The following is a 26,515-nucleotide window of genomic DNA, read 5'->3' as shown; positions in this document are numbered from 1 at the left end:
GCACACCTGCACATTTACACATTAATTCATTGAAGGACTGAATGTGTTGTAATAATAAATTTAAAAATCATTTGCACATTTACATATTTGCACATTTACACATTAATTTATTGAAGGATTGAATGTGTTGTAATAATACATTTAAAAATCATTTGCACATTTACATATTTGCACACTTGCACATTTACAAATCTGCACATCTAATAAATTATTTCCTAAAAAACGTGGTAGCGTTGGCCTGGGCCGTTGGTACCATTATAATTTCGTTAATGTTTACGTGTGCCGGGCGCGATGCGGCAAACCATATAGTTTCGGCAACATCTGCGGCTACTAATGGGGTTAAACCATCGTAAACTTTTTTTGCCCTTTCTTTATCTCCGTGAAAACGCACTTCCGAAAACTCGGTTTCAACAGCACCCGGGTGTATGGCGGTAACCTTTATCCCGTATGGGAGCAAATCTATCCGCATACCTTTATTTAAAAAATCAACCGCTGCCTTGGTGGCGCAATAAACATTGCCGTTGGCGTAAATTTCTTTCCCGGCAATTGAGCCCAGGTTAATAATATGGCCGCTACCATTGGCTATCATCCAGTTTGATACTATTTTGGTAACATATAAAAAGCCTTTAACATTGGTATCTATCATAGTTTCCCAATCGCTTATCAGGCCGTTTTGTATGGGTTCCAACCCCTGGCTTAAACCTGCGTTGTTAACAAGCACATCAACTTTTCTCCATCCCGCGGGTAGGTTTTCAAGGTTGGCAGTTACAGCTTCTTTGTCTTGCACATCAAACGCGCAGGTGGCTATGCCAATATTATAAAGCTCGTTTAGTGTTTTAGCAAGCTCGTCAAGCCTGTTTTGGCGGCGGCCTGTTAGTATCAGGTTATATCCCTCGCGGGCAAAGGTATGGGCGCAGGCTTCGCCAATCCCGGAAGTTGCACCTGTAATTAAAGCAATTTTAGACATAGGTGTTATAACAATAAAGCACGAAGTTATGCTTTTTTGGCTAACCGCCGCTATTATTCGAAGTAGATTGAAAAAACCAGGGTTTGCAGAAAAAGTTTATCCAATGGTTTTGAGTAAGGGTTATTGCCACTGGTAAGTATACTTTTAAATGAATTGGAAAGCTTTAACTCGGGCGAAAATTTAAAGTAATTAAAATAAATATCGCAACCTACGCCTGCTTCGTAAGAGGCATAGCTACGCTGGTTTGCCACCAGCTTATCAAGCGGCGACATATTTGGGTCGTCCTTTTTGGGAGCCGTAATACTATATGAATATTTAACGCCTCCAAGCAGGTATGCACGAACATTGCCTAACCTGTCTGACTTTAATTTGAGCGACAACGGAATTTCAACCAAAGCAGCGTTCACCGTTTTTTCTACATTTTGCGATGCCGTTTTGTATTGGTAGGATATAGTACGATCTGAAAAAGCCAACGACGGCGTGGTGCGGACTTCGAGGTTATCGGTAATGCGCAAGCGTGCTATAAAGCCAACCCCAAAACCCGCCGACGAACTTGATGTGATGCTGTTTAACGAATCGGTTATAATTTTGCCGGCGTTATTATCAAAAAACGGGGTGCGCCAGTCGCTTTTTTTTAACACCGTATAACTGTTGCTAATGTACGAGAAATGGAAACCAAAACCATAGTCGGTATAATCGGCTCCCCCACCCCATGCGGCTACCTGCGCCCATAGTTTGGCAGACAAAATTAACAGCAAACATAAGGTAAGGTAAAACTTTTTAATCATTTAACGCCGGTGTAAATAGAACAAATACCAAACGCCAGCGGCGTTTGTTTGGTATTTTTAAAACCTACTTTATCCATTAACGATACAAATGCCTGTCCATCCGGAAAGGCTGCCACCGATTCGGGAAGGTAAGAATACGCACGCGCGTCTTTAGAAAACACTTTACCTATACCCGGCGTAATGTAGTTAAAGTAAAAATTATAAAGTTGTTTGATAGGGAAAGCTTTTGGCTTTGAAAACTCAAGTACCACTGCCCTGCCGCCAGGTTTTAACACGCGGTGAATATCGGCTAAACCAGCTTGCAAATTTTCAAAATTACGCACGCCATAGGCTACGGTAACAGCATCAAAGGTATCGGCATCAAACAACAACCGTTCAGAATCGCCCAGGTGTACCTCAAACTGATCGCCCAAACCGCGTTTGGCTATCTTTTGATCGGCAACATCCAACATCCCACGCGAAATATCAACGCCTATTATTTTTTTTGGCTTTAATATTTTTAACGCTTCGAAGGCAAAATCGCCGGTGCCTGTGGCAACATCCAGTATTAACTGGGGTTTATCGGCCTTTAATTTATTGATAGCCTTTTTTCGCCAAATAATATCAATACCAAGCGACATGAAGTGATTTAAAAAATCGTAAGTTTTAGATATGTTATTAAACATATCGGCCACCTGTTCTTTTTTGGTAGCCTGTTCGTTTTGGTAAGGTGTTACGGTGTTGCTCATTTGTGATGGCAAATGTAGAGTTTTTTAGTTTAAAGTCTTGAGTCTTGAATGGAAAGTCATTAGCGTCATTTTGTCTAAAGTCTTTAGTCTAAAATCAAAGTCCTTGATAATAACTATCACATGGTAGGGTTAACTTCGGGTCAAGACCAACGACTCCTGACTCAAGATCAATTCCTGACTCATGGCTAGCGACTTCGAACTTAAGCCTTCCTTAACTCTGCCAACAAACCATCAACATCCAGGTATTCTGTAAACATGGTAAGTTCGCCGTTTTCGTTTTTGGGCCATAGTTCGCGGGGTCTGTCCCAGTATAACTCAACGCCGTTTTGGTCGGGATCATTCAGGTATATGGCTTCTGATACACCATGGTCAGACATTCCCGTTAAGGGGTATTTTACATCGATGAGCCTTTGCAGTATGGCCGCCAAATCTTTTCGTTCGGGGAAAAGTATGGCCGTGTGGTATAAGCCTGCCGCCCTAACCGGTGCCGGGCCCATGCCTTTGCTGTGCCAGGTATTTAAGCCGATGTGGTGATGGTAACCACCTGCCGATATAAAAGCGGCTTGATCGCCATACATCATCACTAATTCGAAACCCAAAACGCCGCAATAAAAATCCAGCGAACGCTGCAAATCGCTCACCTTTAAATGCACATGGCCTATGCGGGTTGCAGCGGGTATTTTATAGTTATCCATTATTATATGTTTAAACATCTAAAATACGATTGATTATTCATAATCGTGTTAGATGATTGTAATATTATCAGGTTTAAGGTTTGTTAAAAATACTTAATTAATGTTAACAGATGTAGATTATAAAAACTATATATATAGTTTTATGGAAATATCACGTAACCACATCACATTTTATGTATAAAACATTACTTACGGCACTTATTACTTTTTTTATTTTATCGGCGTATGCACAAAACCGGGCCATTGTAAAAGGCACCGTGCTCGATTCGGTAACCAGGCAACCACTCGAATTAGCAACCGTAGCTGTATTAGATGCTAAAGACACCACAGCAGCTTTAATACTTTATATGGTGAGCGACAAAAAGGGTGCCTTTTTAATGCACAATTTGCCAACCGGCACGCCTGTTAAAATTTTAATTTCGTTTGTTTCTTACAGGCCCTTCCGTAAAACGATTACACTGAAGAAGGGCGAAACTTTGGACTTGGGTGGTATTATGATGAGCCCTAAACTACTCAACGAGGTATCAATTACAGGTGAGCGGCCGCCCATAATGGTAAAAAAAGACACTATTGAGTTTGCCGCGGAGGCCTTTAAAACCCGCCCCAACGCGGTGGTGGAAGAATTGCTAAAAAAGCTACCCGGTATTGAGGTGGATAACTATGGTAACATTGTATTTCAGGGGAAAAAAGTAAACAAGGTTTTGGTTGATGGGCGCGAATTTTTTGCCAGCGATATTAGGATTGCCACCAAAAACCTGGATGCCGAATTGATAGATAAAGTACAGGTATATGACGACCGCGAAAACGACCCTAACCATTTAATTGAAGATGCCAGGGTAGAAAAAATTATTAATTTAAAGTTTAAAAAGAAACTGAGGAAAAGCACCTTTGGCAAGGTGTATGCTGGTGGCGGCACAGAGGGCCGCTATGAATCGGGCGGATTGTTTAATATTTTTAGAGATACTTTGCAGATAAGCTTACTGGGTTTAAGCAATAATTTAAGCAATACCGGTTTCGATTTTAATGATTTGTACACCTCAGGTGGGCTTAACCGCGGCGGCGATGCGATAAGCCGGGGCGGAGGCGGCATGGGCTTTGGCCGGGCTGGCATTAGCGGTATACAAAAAACAACATCGGGAGGCGTTAATATCAATACCGATTATGGCAAAAAATTTAAGCTAAACATTGCTTATTACCACAGCCACGACAACAACGATTATAATGGCAAAAACACCCGCGACCAACTAACCCAAGATACAGACTTTACAACCAGCACCACTACCAATCGCTTTAGGATTGATGATAAACATAACCTCAGCATCACTGTTAAGGCCCAACCTAATACCGCAACCCAAATTAGCTATACGCCATTTTTTACCTATTACAGCAACCAAACAGGCAGCAAGGCAACTACAAACAGCTACAGTAATTTTTTTCCGCAGGTAAACCAATCGGTTAGCAGCAGTAACGGCAGCGGCAACAACATGCAGTTTCAGCAATCTTTCAATTACAATCACCAGTTAAAAACCGAGGGTGCCTCTATAACTATCGATCACAACTTTTCTGTAAATCCCGATCGTAGCAACAATTACGATAAAAGTGCGCTTACCTCGTACCTCAGCAGCTTTCCTTCTTACTCGTTAGATAGGTATAGCAATAACCTTAACAACAATATCAGCGCAAATTTAGCGGTCAGCTATCGTTATCCGCTCACTAAAAAGCTTACTGCTGATGTTAACGTAGGCACGGATTATAACAAAGGCATTAACAGGGTTTCTACCTATGATTTTAACCCCGCAACCGGCTTGTATGATTTATTTTTATTGAATACCAGCAGCGATTTAACACGCAATTTGTGGAAAGAACACGTTTCGCCGGGCATAACTTACGCGTTGCGCCAACACATGAGCCTGGTTATGGGCGTGGCCGCGCAATGGCAGCAAATAAACAACCAGTTTAACCGCAATATTGCCGACCTGGATCAAAACTATTTCGATTTGCTGCCTAATGCGCGCTTCTCATTTGGCACCTATACCAAGGGCAATTATTCGGTTAGCTACACACGGACAGTTGGCCAGGTTAACATTGGCGATTTAATACCGTACAGCGTAATTTTTAGCCCACTTTTTACTGTTACCGGTAACCCTAATCTTAACCGCAGCCATAACAATAACTTTGGCATTAGCTTTAACACCTATAGGCAACAAAGCCAAACCAGCTACAGCATAAACGGCAATTTATCAATTGAAGAAGATGGTGTTTACCGGCGCAGAACCCTTGATGCAGCCGGTGCCGAAACCAGTACTCCCATTAATCAAAACGGAAGGTATAGCAGTAATATTTATGCCTTTATATCAAAGCGATTTAAAAAGAGTAACGATTGGCAATTGAGCCTTTCTACAAACGTGGGCTTAAATCAAAGTCATAATTTTTTCGAGATCAATCATCAGGATGGTTATCAAAACAATTACGGTGTTAATTTTAGCCAGCACCTATCACTAAACGGGAAAGATATTATTACCCTCGACCCATCCTACGGCCTCAACCAATCTATTTCGAGCTACACCGGGGTGCAATACAATAATATCCATACAACTACCTTTAATTTTGATACGCCCTATACCATTTACTGGCCCAAGCGCACTAATATTTCGGGAACGTATACCTACACCTATAACCCTTTGGTACCCGCAGGTTACCAAAAAAGCAGCAATTTGCTTAACGTGAGCATTGCACGCGAGTTTTTGAAAAAAGACAGGGCCGAAATTAAATTAGCCTGTTATGATATTTTAAACCAAGCCATTAACTCAACAAGGTTTGTTAACGAGAATATTATTAACGATACACAGTCGCAAATTATAAACCGCTATTTTTTACTCACCTTACGCTGGAAATTTAATACTGCTAAGGCTGATGAAAAAAAACAGACAAAAACGCCGGGCATGTTGTTTATAAATTAAACCATTTACCCGCAAATACGCCGCAAAGTTTAATGATACCATAACAAGTAAATAAGCATTAACTTTGCGGCATGATAATTAAAACTGCCGAATTTATTTGCAGCAATACCCAGGTATCAAAATTACCACCGGCAGTTTTGCCCGAGTATGCATTTATTGGCCGATCGAACGTTGGCAAATCATCATTGATTAATATGCTAACCAATAAAAAAGGTTTAGCCAAAACATCGCAAACGCCGGGCAAAACGCAATTGATAAACCATTTTTTGATAAACGACAACTGGTATATTGTTGATTTACCTGGTTATGGCTACGCCCGTATATCAAAAAGTAAAAAAGAAGACTGGAACAAGTTTATACGCACTTACCTTGACAAGCGCGAAAGCCTGCAATGCGTTTTTGTATTGATAGACAGCCGCGTTGAGCCCCAAAAGATAGATCTTGAATTTTGCAACTGGCTGGGCGAAAAAGGCTTGTCGTTCAGTTTGATTTTCACCAAAGCCGACAAACAATCGCGCGTAAAGACCGACCAAACTGTGAGTGCGTTTAAAAAAGCTTTACTGGCAACGTTTGATGATGTGCCTACCATCTTCATCACCTCCGCCGAGTTACAAAGCGGCCGCGAAGAAGTTTTAAACTTTGTAGGTTCGGTAAACGACCAGTTTGATTATAAAGCAGTTTCGGCAGCTTACGAAGCTTACAAAAAAACGTTGTAATTTTGCAACCAGTAGCAATACGTATATCGCAATACTTCACATGAAAAAATACCTGTCGTTAGTTACCTTTTCGCACACCATATTTGCCATGCCTTTTGCCTTCATTGGCTTTTTTTTGGCGGTTACCACTACCACACACGCTTTTGAGTGGCAAAAATTACTGTTTATGGTAATGTGCATGGTATTTGCCCGTAATTCGGCCATGGCATTTAACCGTTACCTGGATAGGGATATTGATGCCAAAAACCCGCGCACCAAAGTGAGAGATATTCCTGCAGGCAGATTAACCGCAAAAGCAGCTTTAACATTTACACTGGTTAATTGCGCTTTGTTTATTGCTACAACGTGGTTTATTAATAGCTTATGCTTTTACCTTTCGCCGGTTGCATTACTGGTAGTTTTAGGCTACAGTGCAACTAAACGTTTTACGGCTCTTTGCCATTTGGTGTTGGGTTTGGGCTTGTCGCTCGCTCCTATTGGTGCTTATTTAGTTGTTACGGGTGAGTTTGCCTTACTGCCCATATTTTTTTCGCTATCGGTTTTATGTTGGGTGAGTGGTTTTGATATTATATACGCCTTACAGGATGAAGACTTTGACCGTGCCGAAAACCTGCACTCTATTCCCGCATATCTGGGCAAAGTGAATGCTTTACGATTGTCAACCTTTTTGCATGTATTATCGGCTATATTTATTATGCTACCTGTGCATTTCACCAATGTAGGGTGGCCCTATTATATTGGCATTGTTTTCTTTTGCTGCATGTTAACGTATCAGCATTTACTTGTTAAACCTAACGACCTGAGCCGGGTTAACTTTGCTTTTATGACCACCAATGGTATTGCGAGTGTGGTATTTGCGGTTTTCTTTTTGATTGACAGGTTATGGGTGAGATAATTTTAGGATGAAAGATCTCGGATGGCAGAAGGCTGATGACAGAAGGCTGATGACAGATCGCGGATGGCTGATTTCTGTCCTCCGTCTTCCGATCTCTGTCCACACATTATCCCGATAGCAAAATCATTTCAATATTATTATCTTTGCACCCTCGTAATGGATAGGCACATAAACGCTTCCATCGTTATCCTTTAATACAATCGCTGTAAGCGTACAATACAACTATGGTTTATCCCGAAATAGAAAAAAGAAAAACATTTGCCATTATTAGTCACCCCGATGCCGGTAAAACTACGTTAACCGAAAAATTTTTACTTTTTGGCGGTGCCATTAACACCGCAGGCGCCGTTAAACGTAACAAAGCCAACCAAAGCAATACTTCCGATTTTATGGAAATCGAAAAGCAGCGTGGCATATCGGTAGCTACATCGGTAATGGGTTTTGAGTATAAGGATAAGCGTATTAATATATTAGATACCCCCGGCCACAAAGATTTTGCCGAGGATACCTACCGCACCCTGAGTGCCGTTGACAGCGTTATTTTGGTGGTTGACAGCGTGAAAGGTGTTGAAGAGCAAACCCAAAAGCTGATGGCCGTTTGCCGGATGCGTAACACACCTGTTATCATTTTCATTAACAAAATGGACCGCGAGGGTAAAGACACCTTCGATTTGCTTGACGAGATAGAAAAGCAATTGAGCATTAGCCTTTGCCCGCTATCGTGGCCAATTGGGCAGGGTTACTTGTTTAAGGGTGTTTATAACATTTACGAAAAACAACTCAACCTGTTTAACCCCGATAAAAACAAGGTTACCGAGGCTTTGGTTAAGGTGAAAGACCTTGACGATGAAGAATTAACCAAGCATCTCAACCCAAAAGAAGTAAGCGGACTTAAAGACGACCTGGAATTGATAGGCGGTGTTTACGGCGAACTGGACAAGGACATGTATTTGGAAGGTTTACTGGCACCCGTATTTTTTGGCAGTGCGATAAACAACTTTGGCATACGCGAGTTGCTGGATACCTTTGTAAACATAGCACCGAGCCCAAAAAGCCGCGACGCCGAAACCCGCGAGGTATTGGCTACCGAAAAACCTTTTACCGGTTTTGTTTTTAAGATACATGCCAATTTAGACCCTAACCACCGCGACCGTATTGCATTTTTGAGGATATGCTCCGGCAAGTTTGAACGTAATAAGTTTTACTACCATACCCGCCTGGGCAAAAAGCTAAAGTTTAGCAACCCAATGGACTTTATGGCTAACGAAAAGAGCCTGGTTGAAGAAGCCTGGCCCGGCGACGTGGTTGGCCTTTACGATAGCGGCAACTTTAAAATTGGCGATACCTTAACCGAAGGCGAGCAACTACAATTTAAAGGCATCCCAAGTTTTTCGCCCGAAATATTTAAGGAGGTTGAAAACCGCGATCCACTTAAAAGCAAGCAACTTGAAAAAGGCATACAGCAGCTTACCGAAGAAGGTGTTGCCCAATTATTTGTACAACAACCCGGTAACCGTAAAATTATAGGCACCGTTGGCGAACTGCAATTTGAGGTAATCAGCTTCCGCTTAGAGCACGAGTATGGTGCTAAAGCTGCTTTCAGAATGTTAACCTTTAAACGCTCAAGCTGGATAACCAGCACAGATAAAAAGAAACTGGGCGAAATAATGCAACGCCGCGCCCACAACATAGCCACCGACAAAGAAGGCAACCCCGTATTTTTGGCCGATAATGATTTTATGATAAACCTGGCCAAACGCGATTTCCCGGAAGTTGAGTTTCACACCACTTCGGAACATAAGAAGGAGAAGTAAAGGGATTTTAATTAATTCAAATAATTAAAGCCTGAGTTAGTTTCAGTCGAACTAGGTTGCGAGCTATTATAGGTAAGGAGGTAGTACAAGGAAGAGGAAATTAAGGTAAATAACTTCCTTTGTACATTAACAATGGCTAATTAGTTTTCAGGTTAGATATTCGGTAATCAACGCTAAAGTTTTTCAGTTTATAGATCCAAATGCTGATAATTATTGCAAAGTAGTAAGGCGCCACAACAAGTAGATAATCTAATGTAAAAATGTTCGAATGAAAACTAAAGTCATTCAACATATATACATATACAGAAGTTAGCAGCAGCCCAAGTAACGTTAAAATCATTTTCGTACATACAAACCCTATATAATATCTTGTTAAATATCGAACAGAGAAATACAAAATTATAGCACTCGGAAAAGTGAACATCCCGGTAAGTACAATCATAACCGGCATACCAAGAAGTAGTTCGAGCCCCAAAATAAAATCATGGATACTGTTTACCTGAACAAAAACAATTAGCCATGAAAGAATTGAAGCAAGGATTGCTGAGGTAACCCAAACCTTAAAACTGTATTTTAATGTATGATCCATTTAATAAAAATACAAGTTTAGATATAAATGCTAAGATATGTTTGAAATAACAATACTTCATTAAACAAAAAAGCCTCTCCAACTTGGAAAGGCTTTTCAAAATCACATATAAGCTTAGCTTACTTTACCGAATCAACTACTGCTTTAAAAGCATCCGGGTGGTTCATGGCTAAATCGGCTAATACCTTGCGGTTTAAGCCATTGTTAGCTTTGGTTAATTTACCCATTAATTGTGAGTAAGATAAACCGTGCTGACGGGCACCGGCGTTGATACGTTGTATCCATAAGCCTCTAAATTCGCGTTTTTTGGCTTTACGGTCGCGGTAAGCGTACTGTAAACCTTTTTCAACTGTGTTTTTAGCAACGGTGTAAACCTTGCTACGTGAACCCCAATAGCCTTTGGCTAGGTTCATGATTTTTTTCCGGCGTCTTCTCGACGCGACTGCGTTAACTGAACGTGGCATTTTTTTGCGTTTTTGGTAGTGAGTGCCTCAACTTAATGACGGACTTGTAATACTCTAATACCTGGTTAAAAAATTAATTACTTACCGATACAAAGCATACGTTTAACGTTTCCTAAATCAGCATCAGACACTAAGCTGGTGTGACCTAAGGCGCGCTTACGTTTTGTTGACATCTTGGTTAAGATGTGGCTCTTGTATGCGTTCTTTCTGGTAATTTTACCGGTTCCAGTAAGCTTAAAACGCTTTTTTGCACTGGAATTGGTTTTCATTTTTGGCATAACTCTGTTTTTGTTGTTTTAATGTGCAAATGTGCAATGTGCAGATGTGCAAATTGATTGATTGTTCTATTTATAAATTAAAAAAATTCTTTTCATCCGCACATCTGCACATCTAATCCTATTTCTTCCCGCCCTTTGGTGTAACCGTTAAAAACATACGTTTACCTTCCAGTTTTGGTAATTGCTCAACCTTGCCTACTTCTTCTAAAGCTTGTGCAAAACGCAAAAGCAATATTTCGCCTTGCTCTTTGTAAACAATTGCACGGCCTTTAAAGTGTACATAAGCCCTTACCTTTTCGCCGGCTTCCAAAAACTTAATGGCATGCTTTAATTTAAAATCAAAGTCGTGGTCATCGGTATTTGGCCCAAAGCGTATCTCTTTGATAACGGTTTGTTTTGCATTACTTTTTATCTCCTTCAGCTTTTTCTTTTGCTCGTAAATGAATTTGTTATAATCAATTACCTTGCAAACAGGTGGTACTGCGTTTGGAGATATTTCAACCAGGTCAAGTTCCTGTTGTTCGGCTATCGCCAAAGCATCTCTTAATGAATAAACACCAACCTCAACGTTATCACCCACAAGACGAACCTCTTGCGCGCGGATATACTGGTTAATGTTATGTTCGGCTTCTTTCTTTTTGAAAGGCAGCCTTGGACCTCTGTTAAAATTGGGTTTACTTAATGCCAAGTTATACTGTTATTTCTTTTTTTATTCTTTGTGTAAATTCTTCAATACTCATACTGCCTAAATCACCTTCGCCATGCCTGCGTACAGAAACCATCCCTTCGGCGGCCTCTTTTTCACCAACAATAAGCATGTATGGTATTTTTTTGACTTCGGCATCCCTGATCTTACGACCAATCTTCTCATCCCTGAAATCAATAAGCCCGCAAATATCCGAATCTTTTAGCGATTCTGAAAGTTTTTTTGCATAATCTTCATATTTCTCTGAGATCGGCAAGACGATGAATTGCTCGGGCGATAACCACAGCGGGAAATTACCTGCGCAATGCTCAATTAAAACCGCAATAAAGCGCTCCATTGAGCCAAAAGGCGCACGGTGTATCATTACCGGGCGGTGCTTTAAATTATCGCTCCCAGTGTATTCCAACTCAAAACGTTCTGGCAAATTATAATCAACCTGTATAGTACCTAACTGCCATTTGCGGCCCAGGGCGTCCTTTACCATAAAATCAAGCTTGGGGCCGTAAAAAGCCGCCTCCCCTGTTACCTGTACGGTTGGCAAACCTTTTTCGGCTGCCGATTCGATGATGGCCGATTCGGCAATGGCCCAATTTTCGTCGGTACCAATGTATTTGGCTTTGTTTTCCGGGTCGCGAAGGGAAACCTGGGCGGTAAAATTATCAAAACCCAAGGCATTAAAAACATATAACACCAGGTCGATAACTTTTTTAAACTCCTCTTTCACCTGGTCTGGGCGGCAAAATAAGTGAGCATCATCTTGCGTAAAGCCACGCACGCGGGTTAAGCCGTGCAGCTCGCCGCTTTGCTCGTAACGGTAAACGGTACCAAACTCGGCAAAACGCACCGGCAAATCTTTATAACTGCGTGGTTTGGTTTTATAAATTTCGCAGTGGTGCGGGCAGTTCATGGGTTTTAAAAAAAACTCCTCCCCTTCCTGCGGTGTTTTTATCGGTTGGAACGAATCGGCACCATATTTTTCGTAGTGTCCGCTTGTTACATATAAATTTTTATGGCCAATATGCGGTGTAATAACCTGCTCATAGCCGGCCTTAACCTGTGCCTTTGTTAAAAACTGAACCAGGCGTTCGCGCAAAGCGGCACCCTTTGGCAACCACAATGGCAAGCCCATGCCCACCTTTTCGCTAAAGGCAAACAACTCCAACTCTTTACCTAACTTACGGTGATCGCGTTTTTTTGCTTCCTCCAGCAAATGCAGGTATTCGGTTAACTCGCTGGCTTTAGGGAAAGTTACAGCATAAATACGGGTTAACTGCTTGCGGCTCTCGTCGCCTCGCCAGTATGCACCGGCAACGCTCATTAGCTTAACAGCTTTAATGAAACCCGTGTTGGGGATATGCGGTCCGCGGCATAAATCGGTAAAGTTGCCCTGGGTATAAAAAGTGATGGCACCATCGGGCAGGTCCTTTATCAGGTCCAGCTTGTATTCATCATCCTTTTTGGTAAAGTATTCAATTGCATCGGCCTTGCTAACAGGCTTGCGGATAAACTCCGACTTCGCCTTTGCCAGTTCGATAATCTTATCCTCAATCTTCTTAAACTCGTCCGACGAGAATTCCCTGTCGCCAAAATCAACATCATAATAAAAACCGGTTTCAATAGCCGGGCCAATACCAAACTTGGTACCTGGGTAAAGTGCCTCTAAGGCCTCGGCCATAATGTGGGCGCTTGAGTGCCAGTAAGTAGCCTTACCCTGGGTATCATTCCAGGTTAGTAATTTTACTGTCGAATCTGTTTCAATGGGGCGGCTGGAATCCCAAACCTGGCCATTCACTTCGGCCGCTAAAACGTTACGGGCCAGGCCCTCGGAAATTGAAAGCGCAATTTGCGCCGAACTGATGCCCTTGTCGTACTCACGAACGGAGCCATCAGGAAGTGTAATGTTAATCATCTACAAACATGATTTTTGCCGCCTTTCTATTTGATCGGTCAGCGGGTTAATAATATTACTTTTTAACAATCGCTTACAAGGCGATCTTAATTTTGTGGTGCAAAGGTACGTGGATTTCACCGATTATTGGGGATGATTGCACTGATTTTTTTGGATGATTTAACCAATTTTTATTAAAGATCACGTACTTTTAATAAATGGATATTGAAAGGTATTTTTTTTGAGGACGTTGCCTTCGGCCCGGGCTTTTCGCTGCAATCCCTAACGGGGGCTTCAGTTCATAAATAATGTAAATAGCTTTAACGCTTTGCCCCTTGTTTACGCCACATTTTTAACGGCATGCTCTTGCCGCTAACAACATCCAGATACCTTATGGCGAATGTTTTTGCATTTACGTAAAAAAAGAAATGCACATGGCACAGCATCCCGTTAAACTCGCAAACCCTTATCAAATAATTATTATCCTGAGGTGTGGGATAGCCATCGATATAAGTTTCTAAATGGCGTTTATCTGGCCCGTGGGTACTCATATATTGATCTGCCGCCACAACTTCGGGCAGGTGACTAATTATATATACCGCTTTCTTTTCTGCCGGGTTTTTGGGTGGTTCCTGGGCAAAAGCAACTGAGTAAAATGCAGAAAATAATAATATGAATAAGGTTTTCATTGATAGCTTATAATGTTCTAAATTATTGCGACCGAACGGTTGGTGAATTGCCATTCAACCATTGGCGATATTCTTAACTCACTCCCAAAGTTCCCAACCATATCCCCAACAAAAACACAATACCGCCACCCACAATAACCTGGAAAATGGTTGACCACAGGGCCGATTTCATGAATTTAAAACGGATGTAGGCAATAGCAAAAAGCTCAACCACTACCACAGCATAGGCCATATGCAGGGCTGCCTGCAAATTATCTATCAAAAACGGCAGGGTATGCAGCATACCGCCCAGGGCTGTGGCAAAACCGGTTATCAATCCGCGCGATAAGGGTGTGCCGCGCCCGGTAACCAGGCCATCGTCTGATAAGGCTTCGGCCAGGCCCATGCTAATGCCGGCGCCTAACGATGCCGCCAGGCCAACAAAAAATGCTTTATGTGTTTGGTGGGTTAAACCTGCGGCGGCAAACAGCGGCGCCAGGGTTGATACCGAGCCATCCATAAGCCCTAATAATGCAGGCTGAACTTTTTGCAATACATATTGTGCAGCAGCCTCGCTTTGTGTTTGCTTAGGTTGTTCCATATTGTAACACCAAATATATTACAACTGTTTAAGCAATAATATATCCGGCGTCAAAATATGCATATTAATTTCTCTACAGAGAGAACGCTTTGAGGTACGATTTTGCATAATCGCCCCAATCTTTGGTGGCGCCTTTTAGTATATCCATCAAGCCCTTGTTATTGGTGGCTTTACCCTTTGTTGGCGGCGCCAATGCTTTAGCCGTAACTACGCTTTCGGTTACTTTGCTGGCAAACCAGGTTACGTTTTCGTGCGGCAGGGCAACGCCCAATATCATACCGGGCAGCCCACTGAAAGATTCCGGCCCACCGGTAACAGCAATCTCGTCGGTATAAAAGGCTACCACATAAATGCTATCCATTACTATGGCATTGGCACGGCGGCATTTGTAGCCTGCAACATCGCGGGTTTCGGTAGTAATTTTCCACTTAATTTTGCGGGTGGTATCCCTCACCAAAAACAATTCGTCAAAAACCTTTTTCTGCATAATAACGCTTTGGCTGGCCAGGTCGGTAAAAATGGTGTTGTTTTGCACAGCCATCGGGTCGTTACTATAAAACGAGTTTGGCGCCGGGTCGGGCTCAATGGGTGTAAACAGCGTTTTGTCTTTCGAAAAAGTTAAGGTGCTTTTATAGGTTTTAAACTGCGGCTGCGTTTTTTTGTACTGCTCAAATAGCGGGGCATACCAGCTTTCGTTATCCTTATCAATATTTTTTTTAATAAGTGCATACATGTTAATGGTTTTATCATACTCAACAACACCATCGGTTGCAAAGTGTGTGTTTTGGCCTAATGTTAGCTTGCCTGCTAACATTAAAAAACATAAAAATATGGTAGTAGTAGCTTTCATCATTTTATTTTGCTGCTGGCGCGCCACCTCCCATGTGGCTAAAATCGTAACTAATTGAAAACATAAAATAGCGTTTTATACTGGTATAAGTATTTTGGCTAATGTAACCGCCATTGGCGGTGCGGCTAAAGCCCACGTTTTGGTTAAATAAATCGTTAACTGTTAACGATAATTTTAAGCCCTCGTCTTTCAAAAACTTTTTACTTAGGGTGGAGTTAAATATCAGTTTCGAGAAATCGTCGTCAAACGATGCCGTTTTGGCGCGGTACTCGTAATCGGCATCGTAACTTATTTGAAATTTGCCTGGTAAATAAACGTTTACGTACGAGTAACCCGTCATTTTAAAACCGTTGTTGTTAATGGTACTATTTTCGGAAGTTGTTTGACTGATAGAATAACCCGGGTTCACCGAGAAATAAACATCAAACTTTTTTTCGATATAGCGCGATACACCAAATCTTGAAGCGTAATTGTATGATTTTGTTGTGTTTAAAAACCCGTTAGAGTAATTGTAGGTTTGGTTGGCATCGCCGTTAAGACCAACGCTGTAGTTAATATTTTTTATTTTTTGGTTGTAACCCGAGTAAAAGTAAAACGAGAACGGGCTTTTGGTGGTTAAGTTGGAAGCCTCGCTAACGGTGCGGCCTGTTTTGGTATCAATAAAAGAATTATTTACTATAGGGTTATTGGTAACCGAGTAGCTTGCGTTAAAATATACCGACTGCCCGCTTAAAACCTTGTACGAGTTGTAACGTAATTCAAAGTTATTACGGAACGATGGTTTTAAATCGGGGTTACCTAACACGTTGTTGTTAGCAACAGGTTGTATCTGATCGATAGTGGGTTGTGTTGTGCTACCCGTGTAGCCCGCGTAAAACGACCGGTATTGCGAAAATTTATACTGGTAATTGGCCTGTGGGTTCCAGTTTAAAAAGGTACGTTTAAAATTGGTGTTAGTGAGCTGATTAATTTGATCGAACTGTACATTGGTAGCCTTTGAGCCAAAGTTTAAAACGGTTTTGTTGGTGCGGTAGTTAAACACTGCCCCTACCTGGTTGCTAAATTGGTTAAATTCGTAATCGTTGCTCAGGCTGTCAACAATTTTGTTGTAAACACCGGTAACGCCCTTGTTAAACGATTTCCTGTCGGATGTGCTGCGGTTATAACCCGTACCATAGTTCATGATAAGCGAAAGCGTTTTACTGAATGGTTCGGAATAGGTGATATTACTGGTTAAGTTTGAGCCTATGGTTTTGCCGGTTTTGTACTGGTCGGTAACCTGGGTGCTATCTAAAGCCCCGGTTTTATAGTTATGGAACTCGGTGCTTTGGTTTAAATAACCTGCTGTTGTGTTATCGTTATAAGCTTCGGCCACGTTCCACGAAAACGAGCGACCCTTTTTCATAAACTTTTTGTTATAAAAAACGCTCGCGTTTAAAACCCTGCCGTCCAGGTTATTATTAATGGTACGGTTACTTTTGTTGAGCAAAGTATCAAAGTTGCGATAGCCTGCCGATAGGTAATTGCTGTGCGCTTCGCTATGCTTTAAAGTACCATCGGCAGATACCTTGAGGTTTGACAGCGAATCGATCTTCCATTGATAGGTGGTATTGAATTTTTGCCTGAAGATGGAGTTATTATAAGTTTGATCGGAAGTGTTGTTTAATATACTTGCCGGTATCGCAGCTGTGGTACTGGTTGCAGGTGTAAAAGGGATATTATTTTGAATAATGCTATTATTAATGCCGTTTACACTTAAATATCCGATTTTATAGTTAGCGTTAATGCTTTCTTTATCGCCGCCGCCAAACTTGGTATCGTAATGCGCGCCGCCTGTACGGGCTACGGGTATGCCCTTTCCATCGTAATTACCATCGTACGATTCCAGATCGTCTCTGCTCGACTGGAAGTATATACCGCCATCGTCCGTCATCTGCATATCGTTACCGCCGCCGTATTTAGCTGCATCGTCCCAGCCAAGGCCCGTTTTGCCCGTATTGGCAATTGTACCGTAAACAGATAGCTTTTGCTTGGCCTTAAAAATATTGAAAGCGCCCTGGCCCTGGTAAAATTTATCGGTACCGGCACCAACGTCAACCTTGCCAAAGTAACCGTTCTTTTTATCCTCTTTCAGTTTAATGTTAATGGTTTTATTTTTAACACCATCATCTATGCCGGTAAAGCTGGCCTGGTCGCTTTTTTTATCGTAAAGCTGTACCTTATCAACCATATCGGCACGTATATTTTTGGTAACCAGTGTAGGGTCGTCGCCAAAAAATTCTTCTCCATCAACCAAAACTTTGTTTACGGTTTGGCCCTGGGCGGTAATTTTACCGTCTTTATCAACCTGTATGCCGGGCAGTTGCTTCAGCAAGTCTTCAACTTTAGCGTTGGGCTGCACCACAAAGCTCGATGCATTAAACTCGGTGGTATCGCCCTTAATTTTAATGGCGGCTTTGGTGCCCTTCACCATAATCTCGTGCAACAGGCGCGATTTTAGCTGCATGTTAAGCTTGCCAAAATCTTTTTCGCGCTTAACCGAGTCGAGCGTAAAAAACTCAACATAATCGGCATAATCCGGGTAGGTAACCATCAGGAGAAACTTGCCTTTGCTCAGGTTATTAATGGCGAAATGCCCGTTTGCCTCGGCCCGGGTAAATTTAACCAGGGTAGAATCTTTAGCATTGAGTACACAAATGGTAGTATTGGCTAATTTTGAAGCAGAAGCACTATCGCTAACGGCTCCCTTTACACCATACATACTTTGAGAAAACGACGAAAAAGAACATAAAAAAAGCGCCAAAAGAAGCGTAATTGTAAATTTCATTCGGTAAATGTTTGTGCACGCAATATATTAACTAATTTTTTAGGTAACAAATGCGAATATTAATATTTATGTTAAATACTGTTAATAATAACCATGATGCCTATAAGGCACCGTTTTCCATAAAACGTTACAAATTATTTTCAATTAACCTTTGAGAAATTTTTTTAACTAAATAAAACTACTTTAAGCAAGGCCTGTTATCATAATAACAACTAAAACATAAACAGCCATGACAGCAGATAAAGATAGTTTAGCCAAAGGCAAACAAGCGCAGGAACAAAATAAACCTGATAATAAAAGGGTTACTACCGTTACACCTGATAATGATAATGGAAAGCCGGGAGGCCCCGCAAAAAAAGATTCGTCTAACAAAGGGAAAGGCCCCGCGGGCGAAAATTTATAGTCCCCTTAACACACAAGGTATTATTTTTAGATATGGGCTTTGGCAACTATGCAAATACCCATATCTATAAGAATTTTAAAGCTATGGCAGTAGCAGCAGTTAAAAAAAGCTCACGGAGATGGTCGGCCAGGGTAACTAACACCAGCGACGCACTCGACCTAAAGAAAGACGTTTTTAAATCAAAGGACCCTGAAAAAATAGCGCGATCGCTCAAACACTCAGCCGAAGCCAGCCATCGCCGAAAGGCCTCGCCATTTCAAAGCGCCATGTCTATGCTTAACTTTTACGAAAACCGCGCCGGCAAAAATTTATCAAAACGGCAAAAGGCCCCGCTGGAAAAAGCTAAAAAAGTGTTGAGGAAGTTATTTGGCAGGGATGAGAAGTGAGGGGGGAGGAGTAACAATGTGTGATTGCAAATATGCACCATGGCCAACTCTGGTGCGTACTAGTAATTTTATGCCTTTCGAAATCTGTACTCCCTCCTCCGAAATCGGACTTCCGAAATCCGAAATCACCTCACACATTCCCCCAACCACTTGCTAAAACATCGGCAAGGTGCATGGTTTTAATGGGCAGGTTGTTTTTGTCGATGTATCCCTGCAATTGCAATAGGCACGATGCATCGGTGGATATAATGTATTCGGCACCAACGGCCATAGCGTTTTCAACCTTTTGCTGGGCCATTGCGCTTGATATGGCATCAAACTTTATGGCAAAGGTGCCGCCAAAGCCGCAGCAGGTAGTGCTATCTTTAAGTTCAACCAGTTCCAGGCCAAGTACGCGGCTTAGTAGCTGGCGGGGTTCGTGTTTAATTTTGCATTCGCGCAGGCCGCTGCAACTATCGTGATAAACGGCGCGGCCTTCCAGTTCGGCACCGAAGTAATCGCGTTTAATTACGTTTACTAAAAAGTCCGATAGTTCGTGAATGTTAGCTTGTACGCTTCGGCATTTGTTGTGTACGGCGGTATTGGTAAACAAATCGTTATAATAGTTTTTAACCATGCCAGTGCATGATGCAGATGGCGATACAATAAATTTATCTTCCGAGAAATCGCTTAAAAATTTGCTGCCTACTTCTTTGGCCTCGTCCCAATAACCGGCGTTAAAGGCGGGCTGGCCGCAGCAGGTTTGGGCGGGATTGTATTGAACCGTACAACCGGCTTTTTCTAAAACCTTAACCGTGTTAAAGGCGGTTTGCGGAAATAGCTGGTCAATAAAACAAGGGATAAACAGTTCAATCTTCATCTAAAAATATTATTCGGTGCTAATTTGGGCATTTTTGGGACTATTTACCTCAGCTATTCGCAAAGAAAACAATAAAATTAAGCCAATTACAAAAAACAGTGCCAAAACCAGCGTGGAGTTGCGCATGCTATTGGTTAACTCCTCAATAAAACCAAAACTAAACAAGCCGCCAACTATGGCCAGTTTTTCGGTAACGTCGTAAAAGCTAAAAAACGACGCCGTATCCGGAATGTCCTGCGGTAAATATTTAGAATACGTTGAGCGCGACATGGATTGTATGCCTCCCATTACCAAACCAACCACCACGGCTACAATATAAAATTGCGTTGCGGTAGTAGTATAATAGGCGGCAATGCAAACGGCTATCCAAATAATAACGGTTATAATTAGAACCTTAACGTTCCCAATCCTTTCGGACAGTTTAGACATGAGCGTGGCACCCGCTATGGCAACAATTTGTATAATTAATATAATGGTTATTAAGGCACTGGTTTCCATATGCAATTCCTTAGCGGCAAAACCCGTTGCCACCAGCATAATGGTTTGCACGCCCATGCTGTAAAAAAAGAAGGCGGGTAAAAAACGTTTCAGCAGAGGCATCTTTTTTACCTTTCGCCAAACGTTAGCTAATTCAATAAAACCTCCTTTTATAATATTGTGCGAGTGGCTAACGGCATTAGGGCTGCCTTTGGGCAATACGGTAAAAGGTATCATGGCAAAGCCTATCCACCATAAACCCACAAGCAAAAACGACAGCCGGGGCGCAAAGGTTGGGTCAACAATGCCAAACCACTGGGGTTTTAATACAAATGCAAAGCATATCAGTTGCAACAAAACGCTGCCTATGTACCCGAAGGTAAAACCCTTTGCCGATACACTGTCCTGCATATCCAGCGTGGCAATTTCGGGCAGGTACGAGTTGTAAAAAACAAAGCCGCCGCTATAGCCAACTGCGGCCAGGGCAAACAGTATTACGCTTATTTGCAGTGTATCAATATGTTTTGCGGCATTAATTTCAAAAAAATACAAGCCGCAACAAGCCGCCGACCCCAGCAGGGTAAAAAACATCATAAATATCTTTTTATTGCCCTTATAATCGGCTATGGAGGATAGTATGGGTAGCAAAATAACCATGAGCATATAGGCCGCCGCCAATGCATAATCTGTTAAAGCGGTGTTAATAAAACTTTTACCAAAAAAGTTAACCCGGTTGCCGTTGGCTGCATTGGTGGTAATGGCAACGTAATAGGCGGGGAATATGGTTGAGGTAATAACCAGGTTATAGGCCGAATTTGCCCAATCAAACATAGCCCAGGCCCTTATGGTTTTTTTGTTGTTTTTGCTTTGCATTGTTCCACTAAAAGTAAATAAAAAATGATATTCGCAAGCCATATATATTGCTTTGCGGTACCAATTTTATTGTGGATATTCCGTTAAACCTTTTGCCGCAAAAACCGTAAATAAAAACGCGGCTCAATTGTAACAAAAGTATAACATAATTTAGTTTCAGTTAATTTTTATGGTTCTTTGCAATCCATTTAAGCATTTATGTATAACAGGCGAAAATTTATAAAGGCTTCCGCAATTGGCGCATCAGTAATTGCGGTATCAAAACCAACCTTTGCTGATAATGTTTTGCCTACAACGCATGCCGAAATTGGCCTACGGCCTATTGTAATTTCTACCTGGGATTTTGGCATTGCCGCCAACCAGGAAGCATGGAAAACTTTGGTTAAAGGTGGCCGCGCGCTTGACGCCGTTGAAGCTGGAGTTAAAATACCCGAAGCCGACCTGCATAACCATAGCGTTGGCCGTGCCGGTTACCCCGACCGCGACGGGCACGTTACCCTTGATGCCTGTATTATGGACGAGTTTGGTAATTGCGGAGCGGTAGCCGGTATGGAGGATATTGCCCACCCTATTATGGTGGCGCGTATGGTGATGGAACGCACGCCCCATGTGCTGTTAGTTGGCGAAGGTGCAACGCAGTTTGCCGTAGAAAATGGCCTAAAGCGCGAAAAGTTGTTAACGCCTGAATCTGAACAGGCCTGGCACGAATGGCTGAAGAAAAACGGCAAATACAAACCCGTAATCAATACCGAAAACAAATTATACCAACAAAATTTACCCGGAGGCAAAAACAACCACGATACCATTGGCATGCTTGCCATTGATAGCAAGGGTAACATAAGCGGCGCCTGCACCACAAGCGGCATGGCCTGGAAATTACATGGCCGCGTTGGCGATAGCCCCATTATTGGCGCAGGTTTATATGTTGATAACGAAATTGGTGGAGCAACATCAACCGGGGTGGGCGAAGAGGTGATACGCAACGTTGGCAGCTTTTTAGTAGTTGAGCTGATGCGCCAGGGCTATACCCCGCAAGATGCCTGTAAAGAAGCCGTTAACCGCATTATTAAACGCAAACCACAAACTGCTAAAGATATACAGGTCGGTTTTTTAGCCATAAATAAAAAGGGCGAATATGGCGCCTACGCCATTCAAAAAGGGTTTACGTTTGCTGTTTGCAATGCTACGCAACAAAACCTTTTGGTAAACGGGCCGAGTTTTTATTAATGTTTATTTGGAGCTTATTGTTTTTAATGCCGATACAAGTTCTGTTTATTATTAGCCGCTATTCCATTTTTTTTTATTTATCCATCTAATGATTAAACTTGAAGTTTGCGCAAACTCGGTTCACTCTGCATTGGCTGCCCAGGAAGGCGGTGCTATCCGCGTAGAATTATGCGATAACCTGCGCGAAGGCGGCACAACTCCGTCCTGCGGACAGATAAAAATAGTTCGGGATTTGCTAAACATTCAACTCTACGTTTTGATACGCCCCCGGACCGGCGATTTTGTGTACAGCAACCTAGAGTTTGAAGTGATGAAACTGGATATTGAAACCTGTGTTAAAAATGGTTGCGATGGCGTGGTAATTGGTATTTTAAACCGCGACGGCAGTATTGATAAGGAGCGTTGCGCCCAATTAATAAGCATAGCCAAAGCAGGTGGCCTTGGCGTAACCTTTCACAGGGCGTTTGATGTTTGCCGCGATTATTTTGAGGCCCTTGAAGATATTATTGAACTGGGCTGCGAGCGGATACTCACATCGGGCGGTAAAAGTACAGCTATGGAGGGTGCAAATATTATTTCCCGCCTCGTAAGTATTGCCGCGAACCGTATTACAATAATGCCCGGAAGTGGCATAAACGAATATAACATTGCCGATTTGGTACGCTACAGTGGTGCTATTGAGTTTCACTCATCGGCACGCTCGGTGGTTGAAAGTAAAATGACCTATCGTAACGATAACATACTGCTACACGGCGTGGGCGAAGAATACACCATGCAACAAACCGACCCCAAACGCGTTAAGCGATTAATAAAATTGGCAAATGGCGTTATTGGTTAGTTGTGTGTAGTTAGTGAGTTATTTGTTATTGGGTAATTAAGTTAATGGCAACAGTATCTATCAGTTTTAACCCAATACCCTGATAACCACATATCCTACCCACAATCCCCCCAATAACTTAATAACCCCAATAACCAACAACTAATCCCCCCTAAAACAAACTTATCGGTATCACAATTTCTATCCGGTTGTGTTGGTTGCTGCTGCTGAAGATATTATCGTCTAACAAATGGCTGTACCTTATTGCTATGCTGTAGGGTAAAAAATTCCAGAGTTGGCCGTCGAAGGTAATTTGTGCGCCCGCGGTGCGGAAGGTATCATCTATTTTCCGGCTAAATACATAGGGGTCATAACCATAGCTGTAATCGTAAAAAATATTGGCTCGTATGCGCGATAAGTAAGCTGCGTTTGCAACGCCGGCGTCGGGGTATGCAATGGGGAAATGGTAATCTGCCGATACCTTGCTGATCTGGTAAAGGTTTTCGGCACTATAACCCCGCGCAAAGGGGAAATCGTTTGAGAAACCTCCGTTATCATATTTATCGCGCTGGTGGTATGCTCCCGTTATTACCAGGCTATGGTTGGTAAACAATCCCGGAAGGTAAACATTGCCTGTGCCTAAAAACTGGTTGGCATCAATACCGTTGATGGCGGTTTTGTAATCGGCAGATAAATTCAGTCCCAGGCTCGGATAAATATTCTTCCGGGCCGAGCGGCCATGTGTGCCAAAGCTTACATAATTATCCAAATACCATAGTTCCCTGTTGTTGCGGCTATTATTGTACAATCCGCTAAAAAAATTGCGGCTGTAAACCAAATTACTACCGAAAGCCAATCCGGTTGATGTGCGGCCCTTTGATAGTGTTAACGGTATTTCAATACCGGCGTAATACTGTAATTGATCGTAATAAATATTGCCTGTAGTGGTATTTATCTTCCTGTCCACAATGTAATCAACCCCGGCAGACAGGTACGGGAACAAGGCTCCATAAACAGTGCCCAAACCATACTCTTTATAACCCTCGTTGCTATTGTAATTAAATGACAATTGCGTTTGCAGGGTATTAAGCACATTTTCGCCTTGCAGGGCGATAGTATAATTGGGGTCAACAAAGTTGGGTTGCAGGGTATGGAAGTTAACAAGGTGGAAAGCCTTATTATACTTGCTAACGGGTGCAGTGGTGTTTTGTACCGACGCCAGCAAATCGCTGGCGTTGCCTTTACTTAGGGCAGTAATACCCATATCGGGCAGCGTACCGGGAATGGCGTTACCCTCAATAGCCTGCCATTGCATAGCACTGCTATTGGCCTGGTGCAGTTGATAACCGTATGCGGTAAAGCTAACCCAGGCTATTTTACCTGCCGAAACCGTTGGCTGGTAATTACCTATATTGGTTTTAGTGGTATCGTTTTGCAGGCGGTAAAGTTTTTTATCGGTTAGTGATAAGGCAAACAGACCATCGTTTTTACCCTCGGTGGCCGAGAAGTAAACCTTATCCTGGTGTACCGAAGGGAAAGCTATAGGTTTGATGGAAAAGGCCAGTAAATACTCGGTATTGCCGTTTGCAGGGTCTATCATGGCTATACTCATGGTGCCATCTGCTTTGCGTACTGCGGCAATTATTTTATCGCCATAAAATTTGGGGTAGGTATAAAACAGGTTTTGGCTATTGGCAATAACGGTTAATACCTTGCCGCTCATATCCAAAATATGCAGCTCATTTTTACCGTCGGGAGTTACCCTAACGGCCACTATGCGCTTACCATCTGCGCTGATGGACGGCGAAAAATATTTGGTACCTTTGGTGATGCGTGTTTCCTGCCCGGTTTGTACATCAACAAGGGTAATTTCTTCGTAATCGCGGTAACTCCACCGCAAGTCGGGCCGGTACGATGCATAAACTATTTTACCATCGTGATAATCAAAATAACTATCCAATGAGAAATTACGACCTGTAATAGTACGCTCAACACCATCCTTATTAATTACAAATACCGGGGGATGATTGTAAGTACTTTTGTTATAGATGATGGTGTTATCGTCTACATAGGCCGGGTATTCCTGGTCGGCGATGAAGTGCCGGTTGTCCTTTTTATTTAAAAAGGCAAATTTTTGTATGTGAGGGCCATTGTGTCCGTCACTGTTAAATTCTGTTTTGTAATGATAAAATGCACTGTCCCTAAATTCCCCAAAACTCTTCCAGGAATACTTTTTAATAGCACTCTGCATCGGATAAAATTTGGTTAACGATGCCGCATCGTGCGTTACGTTTTTCCAGAAATCATCGCCATATTTTTCGCGGCCGTAGCTCACCAGCATGTAGCCCAACGGGTAATGGTCGGGCACGTAATCGCGGTAACTGCCGTTGCGCAGTTTCATGTAGCTGTAATTTTTCCCGGCGGCCCAAAGTGCGCGGTAACCGTTAAAAAAGTAAGGTAGCCTGCCCCTACCCTGAGTGGTAACGTAGGTTTCGTTAAAAACGGCATCGCCCTCAAAAAACCAGTTAGGTATGCTTAATTCGTTACCAACGGCCTGGCCGCCTTCGCCAAATATTACGCGCAACGCGTGCGAAAGGCCGACATCAAAATTATTAAATTGCTGCACGTGCCTAAACTCGTGCACGGCTAATTGGTCTGTCCAGCGCAAGCTGCCCAGTTCAAAATTGTTCTGATCGGGCGTTAAATAAAATTCGCTCCTAAAGGGCGCCAAACCCACATACCCGTTTGATTGCGTGGTTTGGTTTTGCAATACTATACTAATTTGCTTTTGCTTGCCGCCAATGGTAGCCTGTATGCGGCTGTTCATTTGGCTGATGATATTGGCTATCCGGATACCTGCCGAATCCATCCCCGCCGGAAATATCACCCTTGCTGCGGGTGTATTAACTTGTCGCCATTTTATTTGCGGTGGGTTACCGCCAAACTGCTGGGCCCTTAAAGTGGTGGCAGTTGTTACAAGCAATAATAGTAAGGTTGGCTTAATTAGGTATCGCATTAGTGTTTATTGATTGGTGAAAA

The 26,515-nt window shown here is 42.4% G+C and carries 23 protein-coding genes; 8 read left to right on the top strand and 15 right to left on the bottom strand.

From position 1 onward, the window contains the following. Nucleotides 1-208 precede the first annotated feature (208 nt). The 4 genes from BDD43_RS13360 to BDD43_RS13345 all read right to left on the bottom strand — a co-directional run bounded on the left by BDD43_RS13360 (nucleotide 209) and on the right by BDD43_RS13345 (nucleotide 3,178). Complete coding sequence (locus tag BDD43_RS13360; RefSeq protein ID WP_121198139.1) at nucleotides 209-967, bottom strand: SDR family NAD(P)-dependent oxidoreductase; 759 nt, start codon at nucleotides 965-967, stop codon at nucleotides 209-211. A 53-nt stretch (nucleotides 968-1,020) separates the two neighbouring features. Beyond that, a complete protein-coding gene (gene porT, locus BDD43_RS13355) occupies nucleotides 1,021-1,755 on the bottom strand; it encodes a type IX secretion/gliding motility protein PorT/SprT (protein ID WP_121198138.1) in 735 nt (244 codons plus the stop codon). Then, nucleotides 1,752-2,483 carry a bifunctional demethylmenaquinone methyltransferase/2-methoxy-6-polyprenyl-1,4-benzoquinol methylase UbiE gene (gene ubiE, locus BDD43_RS13350; RefSeq protein WP_121198137.1) on the bottom strand — a complete coding sequence of 244 codons (732 nt, stop codon included), beginning with the start codon at nucleotides 2,481-2,483 and terminating at the stop codon, nucleotides 1,752-1,754. The genes porT and ubiE overlap by 4 nt, the downstream gene beginning before the upstream one ends. 200 nt (nucleotides 2,484-2,683) lie before the next feature. Next, nucleotides 2,684-3,178 (bottom strand): VOC family protein, encoded by a 495-nt coding sequence (locus BDD43_RS13345; protein ID WP_121198136.1) that lies wholly within the window; start codon nucleotides 3,176-3,178, stop codon nucleotides 2,684-2,686. A 173-nt stretch (nucleotides 3,179-3,351) separates the two neighbouring features. Between BDD43_RS13345 and BDD43_RS13340 the strand changes: the two genes are divergently transcribed. The 4 genes from BDD43_RS13340 to BDD43_RS13325 all read left to right on the top strand — a co-directional run bounded on the left by BDD43_RS13340 (nucleotide 3,352) and on the right by BDD43_RS13325 (nucleotide 9,563). Further along, nucleotides 3,352-6,138, top strand: coding sequence for a TonB-dependent receptor (locus tag BDD43_RS13340; RefSeq protein ID WP_121198135.1), 2,787 nt, complete (start codon nucleotides 3,352-3,354; stop codon nucleotides 6,136-6,138). A gap of 71 nt (nucleotides 6,139-6,209) precedes the next feature. Next, a complete protein-coding gene (yihA, locus tag BDD43_RS13335) occupies nucleotides 6,210-6,854 on the top strand; it encodes a ribosome biogenesis GTP-binding protein YihA/YsxC (RefSeq protein ID WP_121198134.1) in 645 nt (214 codons plus the stop codon). Between the two features lie 40 nt (nucleotides 6,855-6,894). Continuing rightward, nucleotides 6,895-7,749 carry a UbiA-like polyprenyltransferase gene (locus BDD43_RS13330; protein WP_121198133.1) on the top strand — a complete coding sequence of 285 codons (855 nt, stop codon included), beginning with the start codon at nucleotides 6,895-6,897 and terminating at the stop codon, nucleotides 7,747-7,749. Between the two features lie 224 nt (nucleotides 7,750-7,973). Further along, the gene (locus BDD43_RS13325; RefSeq protein ID WP_121198132.1) at nucleotides 7,974-9,563 is read left to right on the top strand and encodes a peptide chain release factor 3; all 1,590 of its coding nucleotides are present in this window, start codon (nucleotides 7,974-7,976) and stop codon (nucleotides 9,561-9,563) included. A 708-nt stretch (nucleotides 9,564-10,271) separates the two neighbouring features. Here the strand turns inward: BDD43_RS13325 and rplT are convergent. The 8 genes from rplT to BDD43_RS13280 all read right to left on the bottom strand — a co-directional run bounded on the left by rplT (nucleotide 10,272) and on the right by BDD43_RS13280 (nucleotide 18,434). Next, the gene (rplT, locus tag BDD43_RS13315; RefSeq protein WP_121198130.1) at nucleotides 10,272-10,616 is read right to left on the bottom strand and encodes a 50S ribosomal protein L20; all 345 of its coding nucleotides are present in this window, start codon (nucleotides 10,614-10,616) and stop codon (nucleotides 10,272-10,274) included. 77 nt (nucleotides 10,617-10,693) lie between these two features. Further along, nucleotides 10,694-10,894: a 50S ribosomal protein L35 gene (gene rpmI / locus BDD43_RS13310; protein ID WP_040628407.1), complete on the bottom strand. Its 201-nt coding sequence runs from the start codon at nucleotides 10,892-10,894 to the stop codon at nucleotides 10,694-10,696. 118 nt (nucleotides 10,895-11,012) lie between these two features. Further along, a complete protein-coding gene (infC, locus tag BDD43_RS13305) occupies nucleotides 11,013-11,582 on the bottom strand; it encodes a translation initiation factor IF-3 (RefSeq protein WP_121198129.1) in 570 nt (189 codons plus the stop codon). Nucleotide 11,583: 1 nt separating this feature from the next. Beyond that, complete coding sequence (gene thrS, locus BDD43_RS13300; RefSeq protein WP_121198128.1) at nucleotides 11,584-13,509, bottom strand: threonine--tRNA ligase; 1,926 nt, start codon at nucleotides 13,507-13,509, stop codon at nucleotides 11,584-11,586. 299 nt (nucleotides 13,510-13,808) lie between these two features. Continuing rightward, nucleotides 13,809-14,177 (bottom strand): hypothetical protein, encoded by a 369-nt coding sequence (locus BDD43_RS13295; RefSeq protein ID WP_121198127.1) that lies wholly within the window; start codon nucleotides 14,175-14,177, stop codon nucleotides 13,809-13,811. A 73-nt stretch (nucleotides 14,178-14,250) separates the two neighbouring features. Then, a complete protein-coding gene (locus tag BDD43_RS13290; protein ID WP_121198126.1) occupies nucleotides 14,251-14,757 on the bottom strand; it encodes a VIT1/CCC1 transporter family protein in 507 nt (168 codons plus the stop codon). A 73-nt stretch (nucleotides 14,758-14,830) separates the two neighbouring features. Continuing rightward, on the bottom strand, nucleotides 14,831-15,610 hold the full coding sequence (locus BDD43_RS13285) for a GLPGLI family protein (RefSeq protein ID WP_317128782.1): 780 nt from the start codon (nucleotides 15,608-15,610) through the stop codon (nucleotides 14,831-14,833). Between the two features lies 1 nt (nucleotide 15,611). Next, nucleotides 15,612-18,434 (bottom strand): TonB-dependent receptor domain-containing protein, encoded by a 2,823-nt coding sequence (locus BDD43_RS13280; protein WP_121198125.1) that lies wholly within the window; start codon nucleotides 18,432-18,434, stop codon nucleotides 15,612-15,614. Between the two features lie 229 nt (nucleotides 18,435-18,663). On the opposite strand from BDD43_RS13280, the gene BDD43_RS30045 reads away from it, so the two are divergent. Further along, nucleotides 18,664-18,837, top strand: coding sequence for a hypothetical protein (locus tag BDD43_RS30045; protein ID WP_162847067.1), 174 nt, complete (start codon nucleotides 18,664-18,666; stop codon nucleotides 18,835-18,837). A gap of 83 nt (nucleotides 18,838-18,920) precedes the next feature. Beyond that, nucleotides 18,921-19,223: a DUF3175 domain-containing protein gene (locus tag BDD43_RS13275; RefSeq protein WP_162847066.1), complete on the top strand. Its 303-nt coding sequence runs from the start codon at nucleotides 18,921-18,923 to the stop codon at nucleotides 19,221-19,223. A gap of 130 nt (nucleotides 19,224-19,353) precedes the next feature. Here the strand turns inward: BDD43_RS13275 and BDD43_RS13270 are convergent, their stop codons facing one another. Next, on the bottom strand, nucleotides 19,354-20,082 hold the full coding sequence (locus BDD43_RS13270) for a (Fe-S)-binding protein (RefSeq protein WP_121198123.1): 729 nt from the start codon (nucleotides 20,080-20,082) through the stop codon (nucleotides 19,354-19,356). A gap of 9 nt (nucleotides 20,083-20,091) precedes the next feature. Further along, nucleotides 20,092-21,432 (bottom strand): MFS transporter, encoded by a 1,341-nt coding sequence (locus tag BDD43_RS13265; protein WP_121198122.1) that lies wholly within the window; start codon nucleotides 21,430-21,432, stop codon nucleotides 20,092-20,094. Nucleotides 21,433-21,630: 198 nt separating this feature from the next. On the opposite strand from BDD43_RS13265, the gene BDD43_RS13260 reads away from it, so the two are divergent. Both BDD43_RS13260 and BDD43_RS13255 read left to right on the top strand, forming a co-directional pair. Next, the gene (locus BDD43_RS13260; protein ID WP_121198121.1) at nucleotides 21,631-22,659 is read left to right on the top strand and encodes a N(4)-(beta-N-acetylglucosaminyl)-L-asparaginase; all 1,029 of its coding nucleotides are present in this window, start codon (nucleotides 21,631-21,633) and stop codon (nucleotides 22,657-22,659) included. An 88-nt stretch (nucleotides 22,660-22,747) separates the two neighbouring features. Beyond that, entirely contained in the window at nucleotides 22,748-23,497 is a 750-nt protein-coding gene (locus BDD43_RS13255) for a copper homeostasis protein CutC (protein WP_121198120.1), read from the top strand. Nucleotides 23,498-23,648: 151 nt separating this feature from the next. Here BDD43_RS13255 and BDD43_RS13250 read toward each other — a convergent pair whose 3' ends face one another. Beyond that, a complete protein-coding gene (locus BDD43_RS13250) occupies nucleotides 23,649-26,492 on the bottom strand; it encodes a TolB family protein (protein WP_121198119.1) in 2,844 nt (947 codons plus the stop codon). Between the last annotated feature and the right edge of the window lie 23 nt (nucleotides 26,493-26,515).

Source organism: Mucilaginibacter gracilis (assembly GCF_003633615.1).
Classification (GTDB): Bacteria; Bacteroidota; Bacteroidia; order Sphingobacteriales; family Sphingobacteriaceae; genus Mucilaginibacter; species Mucilaginibacter gracilis.
The sequence above is the reverse complement of the archived record's forward strand: the minus strand, read 5'-3'. Positions and strand labels throughout refer to the sequence as shown.

Excerpts from the sequence above, each read along its gene's own strand:
- BDD43_RS13360 (WP_121198139.1), bottom strand. The coding sequence starts at position 967 with ATGTCTAAAATTGCTTTAATTACAGGTGCAACTTCCGGGATTGGCGAA.
- porT (WP_121198138.1), bottom strand. The coding sequence starts at position 1,755 with ATGATTAAAAAGTTTTACCTTACCTTATGTTTGCTGTTAATTTTGTCT.
- ubiE (WP_121198137.1), bottom strand. The coding sequence starts at position 2,483 with ATGAGCAACACCGTAACACCTTACCAAAACGAACAGGCTACCAAAAAA.
- BDD43_RS13345 (WP_121198136.1), bottom strand. The coding sequence starts at position 3,178 with ATGGATAACTATAAAATACCCGCTGCAACCCGCATAGGCCATGTGCAT.
- BDD43_RS13340 (WP_121198135.1), top strand. The coding sequence starts at position 3,352 with ATGTATAAAACATTACTTACGGCACTTATTACTTTTTTTATTTTATCG.
- yihA (WP_121198134.1), top strand. The coding sequence starts at position 6,210 with ATGATAATTAAAACTGCCGAATTTATTTGCAGCAATACCCAGGTATCA.
- BDD43_RS13330 (WP_121198133.1), top strand. The coding sequence starts at position 6,895 with ATGAAAAAATACCTGTCGTTAGTTACCTTTTCGCACACCATATTTGCC.
- BDD43_RS13325 (WP_121198132.1), top strand. The coding sequence starts at position 7,974 with ATGGTTTATCCCGAAATAGAAAAAAGAAAAACATTTGCCATTATTAGT.
- rplT (WP_121198130.1), bottom strand. The coding sequence starts at position 10,616 with ATGCCACGTTCAGTTAACGCAGTCGCGTCGAGAAGACGCCGGAAAAAA.
- rpmI (WP_040628407.1), bottom strand. The coding sequence starts at position 10,894 with ATGCCAAAAATGAAAACCAATTCCAGTGCAAAAAAGCGTTTTAAGCTT.
- thrS (WP_121198128.1), bottom strand. The coding sequence starts at position 13,509 with ATGATTAACATTACACTTCCTGATGGCTCCGTTCGTGAGTACGACAAG.
- BDD43_RS13295 (WP_121198127.1), bottom strand. The coding sequence starts at position 14,177 with ATGAAAACCTTATTCATATTATTATTTTCTGCATTTTACTCAGTTGCT.
- BDD43_RS13290 (WP_121198126.1), bottom strand. The coding sequence starts at position 14,757 with ATGGAACAACCTAAGCAAACACAAAGCGAGGCTGCTGCACAATATGTA.
- BDD43_RS13285 (WP_317128782.1), bottom strand. The coding sequence starts at position 15,610 with ATGATGAAAGCTACTACTACCATATTTTTATGTTTTTTAATGTTAGCA.
- BDD43_RS13280 (WP_121198125.1), bottom strand. The coding sequence starts at position 18,434 with ATGAAATTTACAATTACGCTTCTTTTGGCGCTTTTTTTATGTTCTTTT.
- BDD43_RS30045 (WP_162847067.1), top strand. The coding sequence starts at position 18,664 with ATGACAGCAGATAAAGATAGTTTAGCCAAAGGCAAACAAGCGCAGGAA.
- BDD43_RS13275 (WP_162847066.1), top strand. The coding sequence starts at position 18,921 with ATGGCAGTAGCAGCAGTTAAAAAAAGCTCACGGAGATGGTCGGCCAGG.
- BDD43_RS13270 (WP_121198123.1), bottom strand. The coding sequence starts at position 20,082 with ATGAAGATTGAACTGTTTATCCCTTGTTTTATTGACCAGCTATTTCCG.
- BDD43_RS13265 (WP_121198122.1), bottom strand. The coding sequence starts at position 21,432 with ATGCAAAGCAAAAACAACAAAAAAACCATAAGGGCCTGGGCTATGTTT.
- BDD43_RS13260 (WP_121198121.1), top strand. The coding sequence starts at position 21,631 with ATGTATAACAGGCGAAAATTTATAAAGGCTTCCGCAATTGGCGCATCA.
- BDD43_RS13255 (WP_121198120.1), top strand. The coding sequence starts at position 22,748 with ATGATTAAACTTGAAGTTTGCGCAAACTCGGTTCACTCTGCATTGGCT.
- BDD43_RS13250 (WP_121198119.1), bottom strand. The coding sequence starts at position 26,492 with ATGCGATACCTAATTAAGCCAACCTTACTATTATTGCTTGTAACAACT.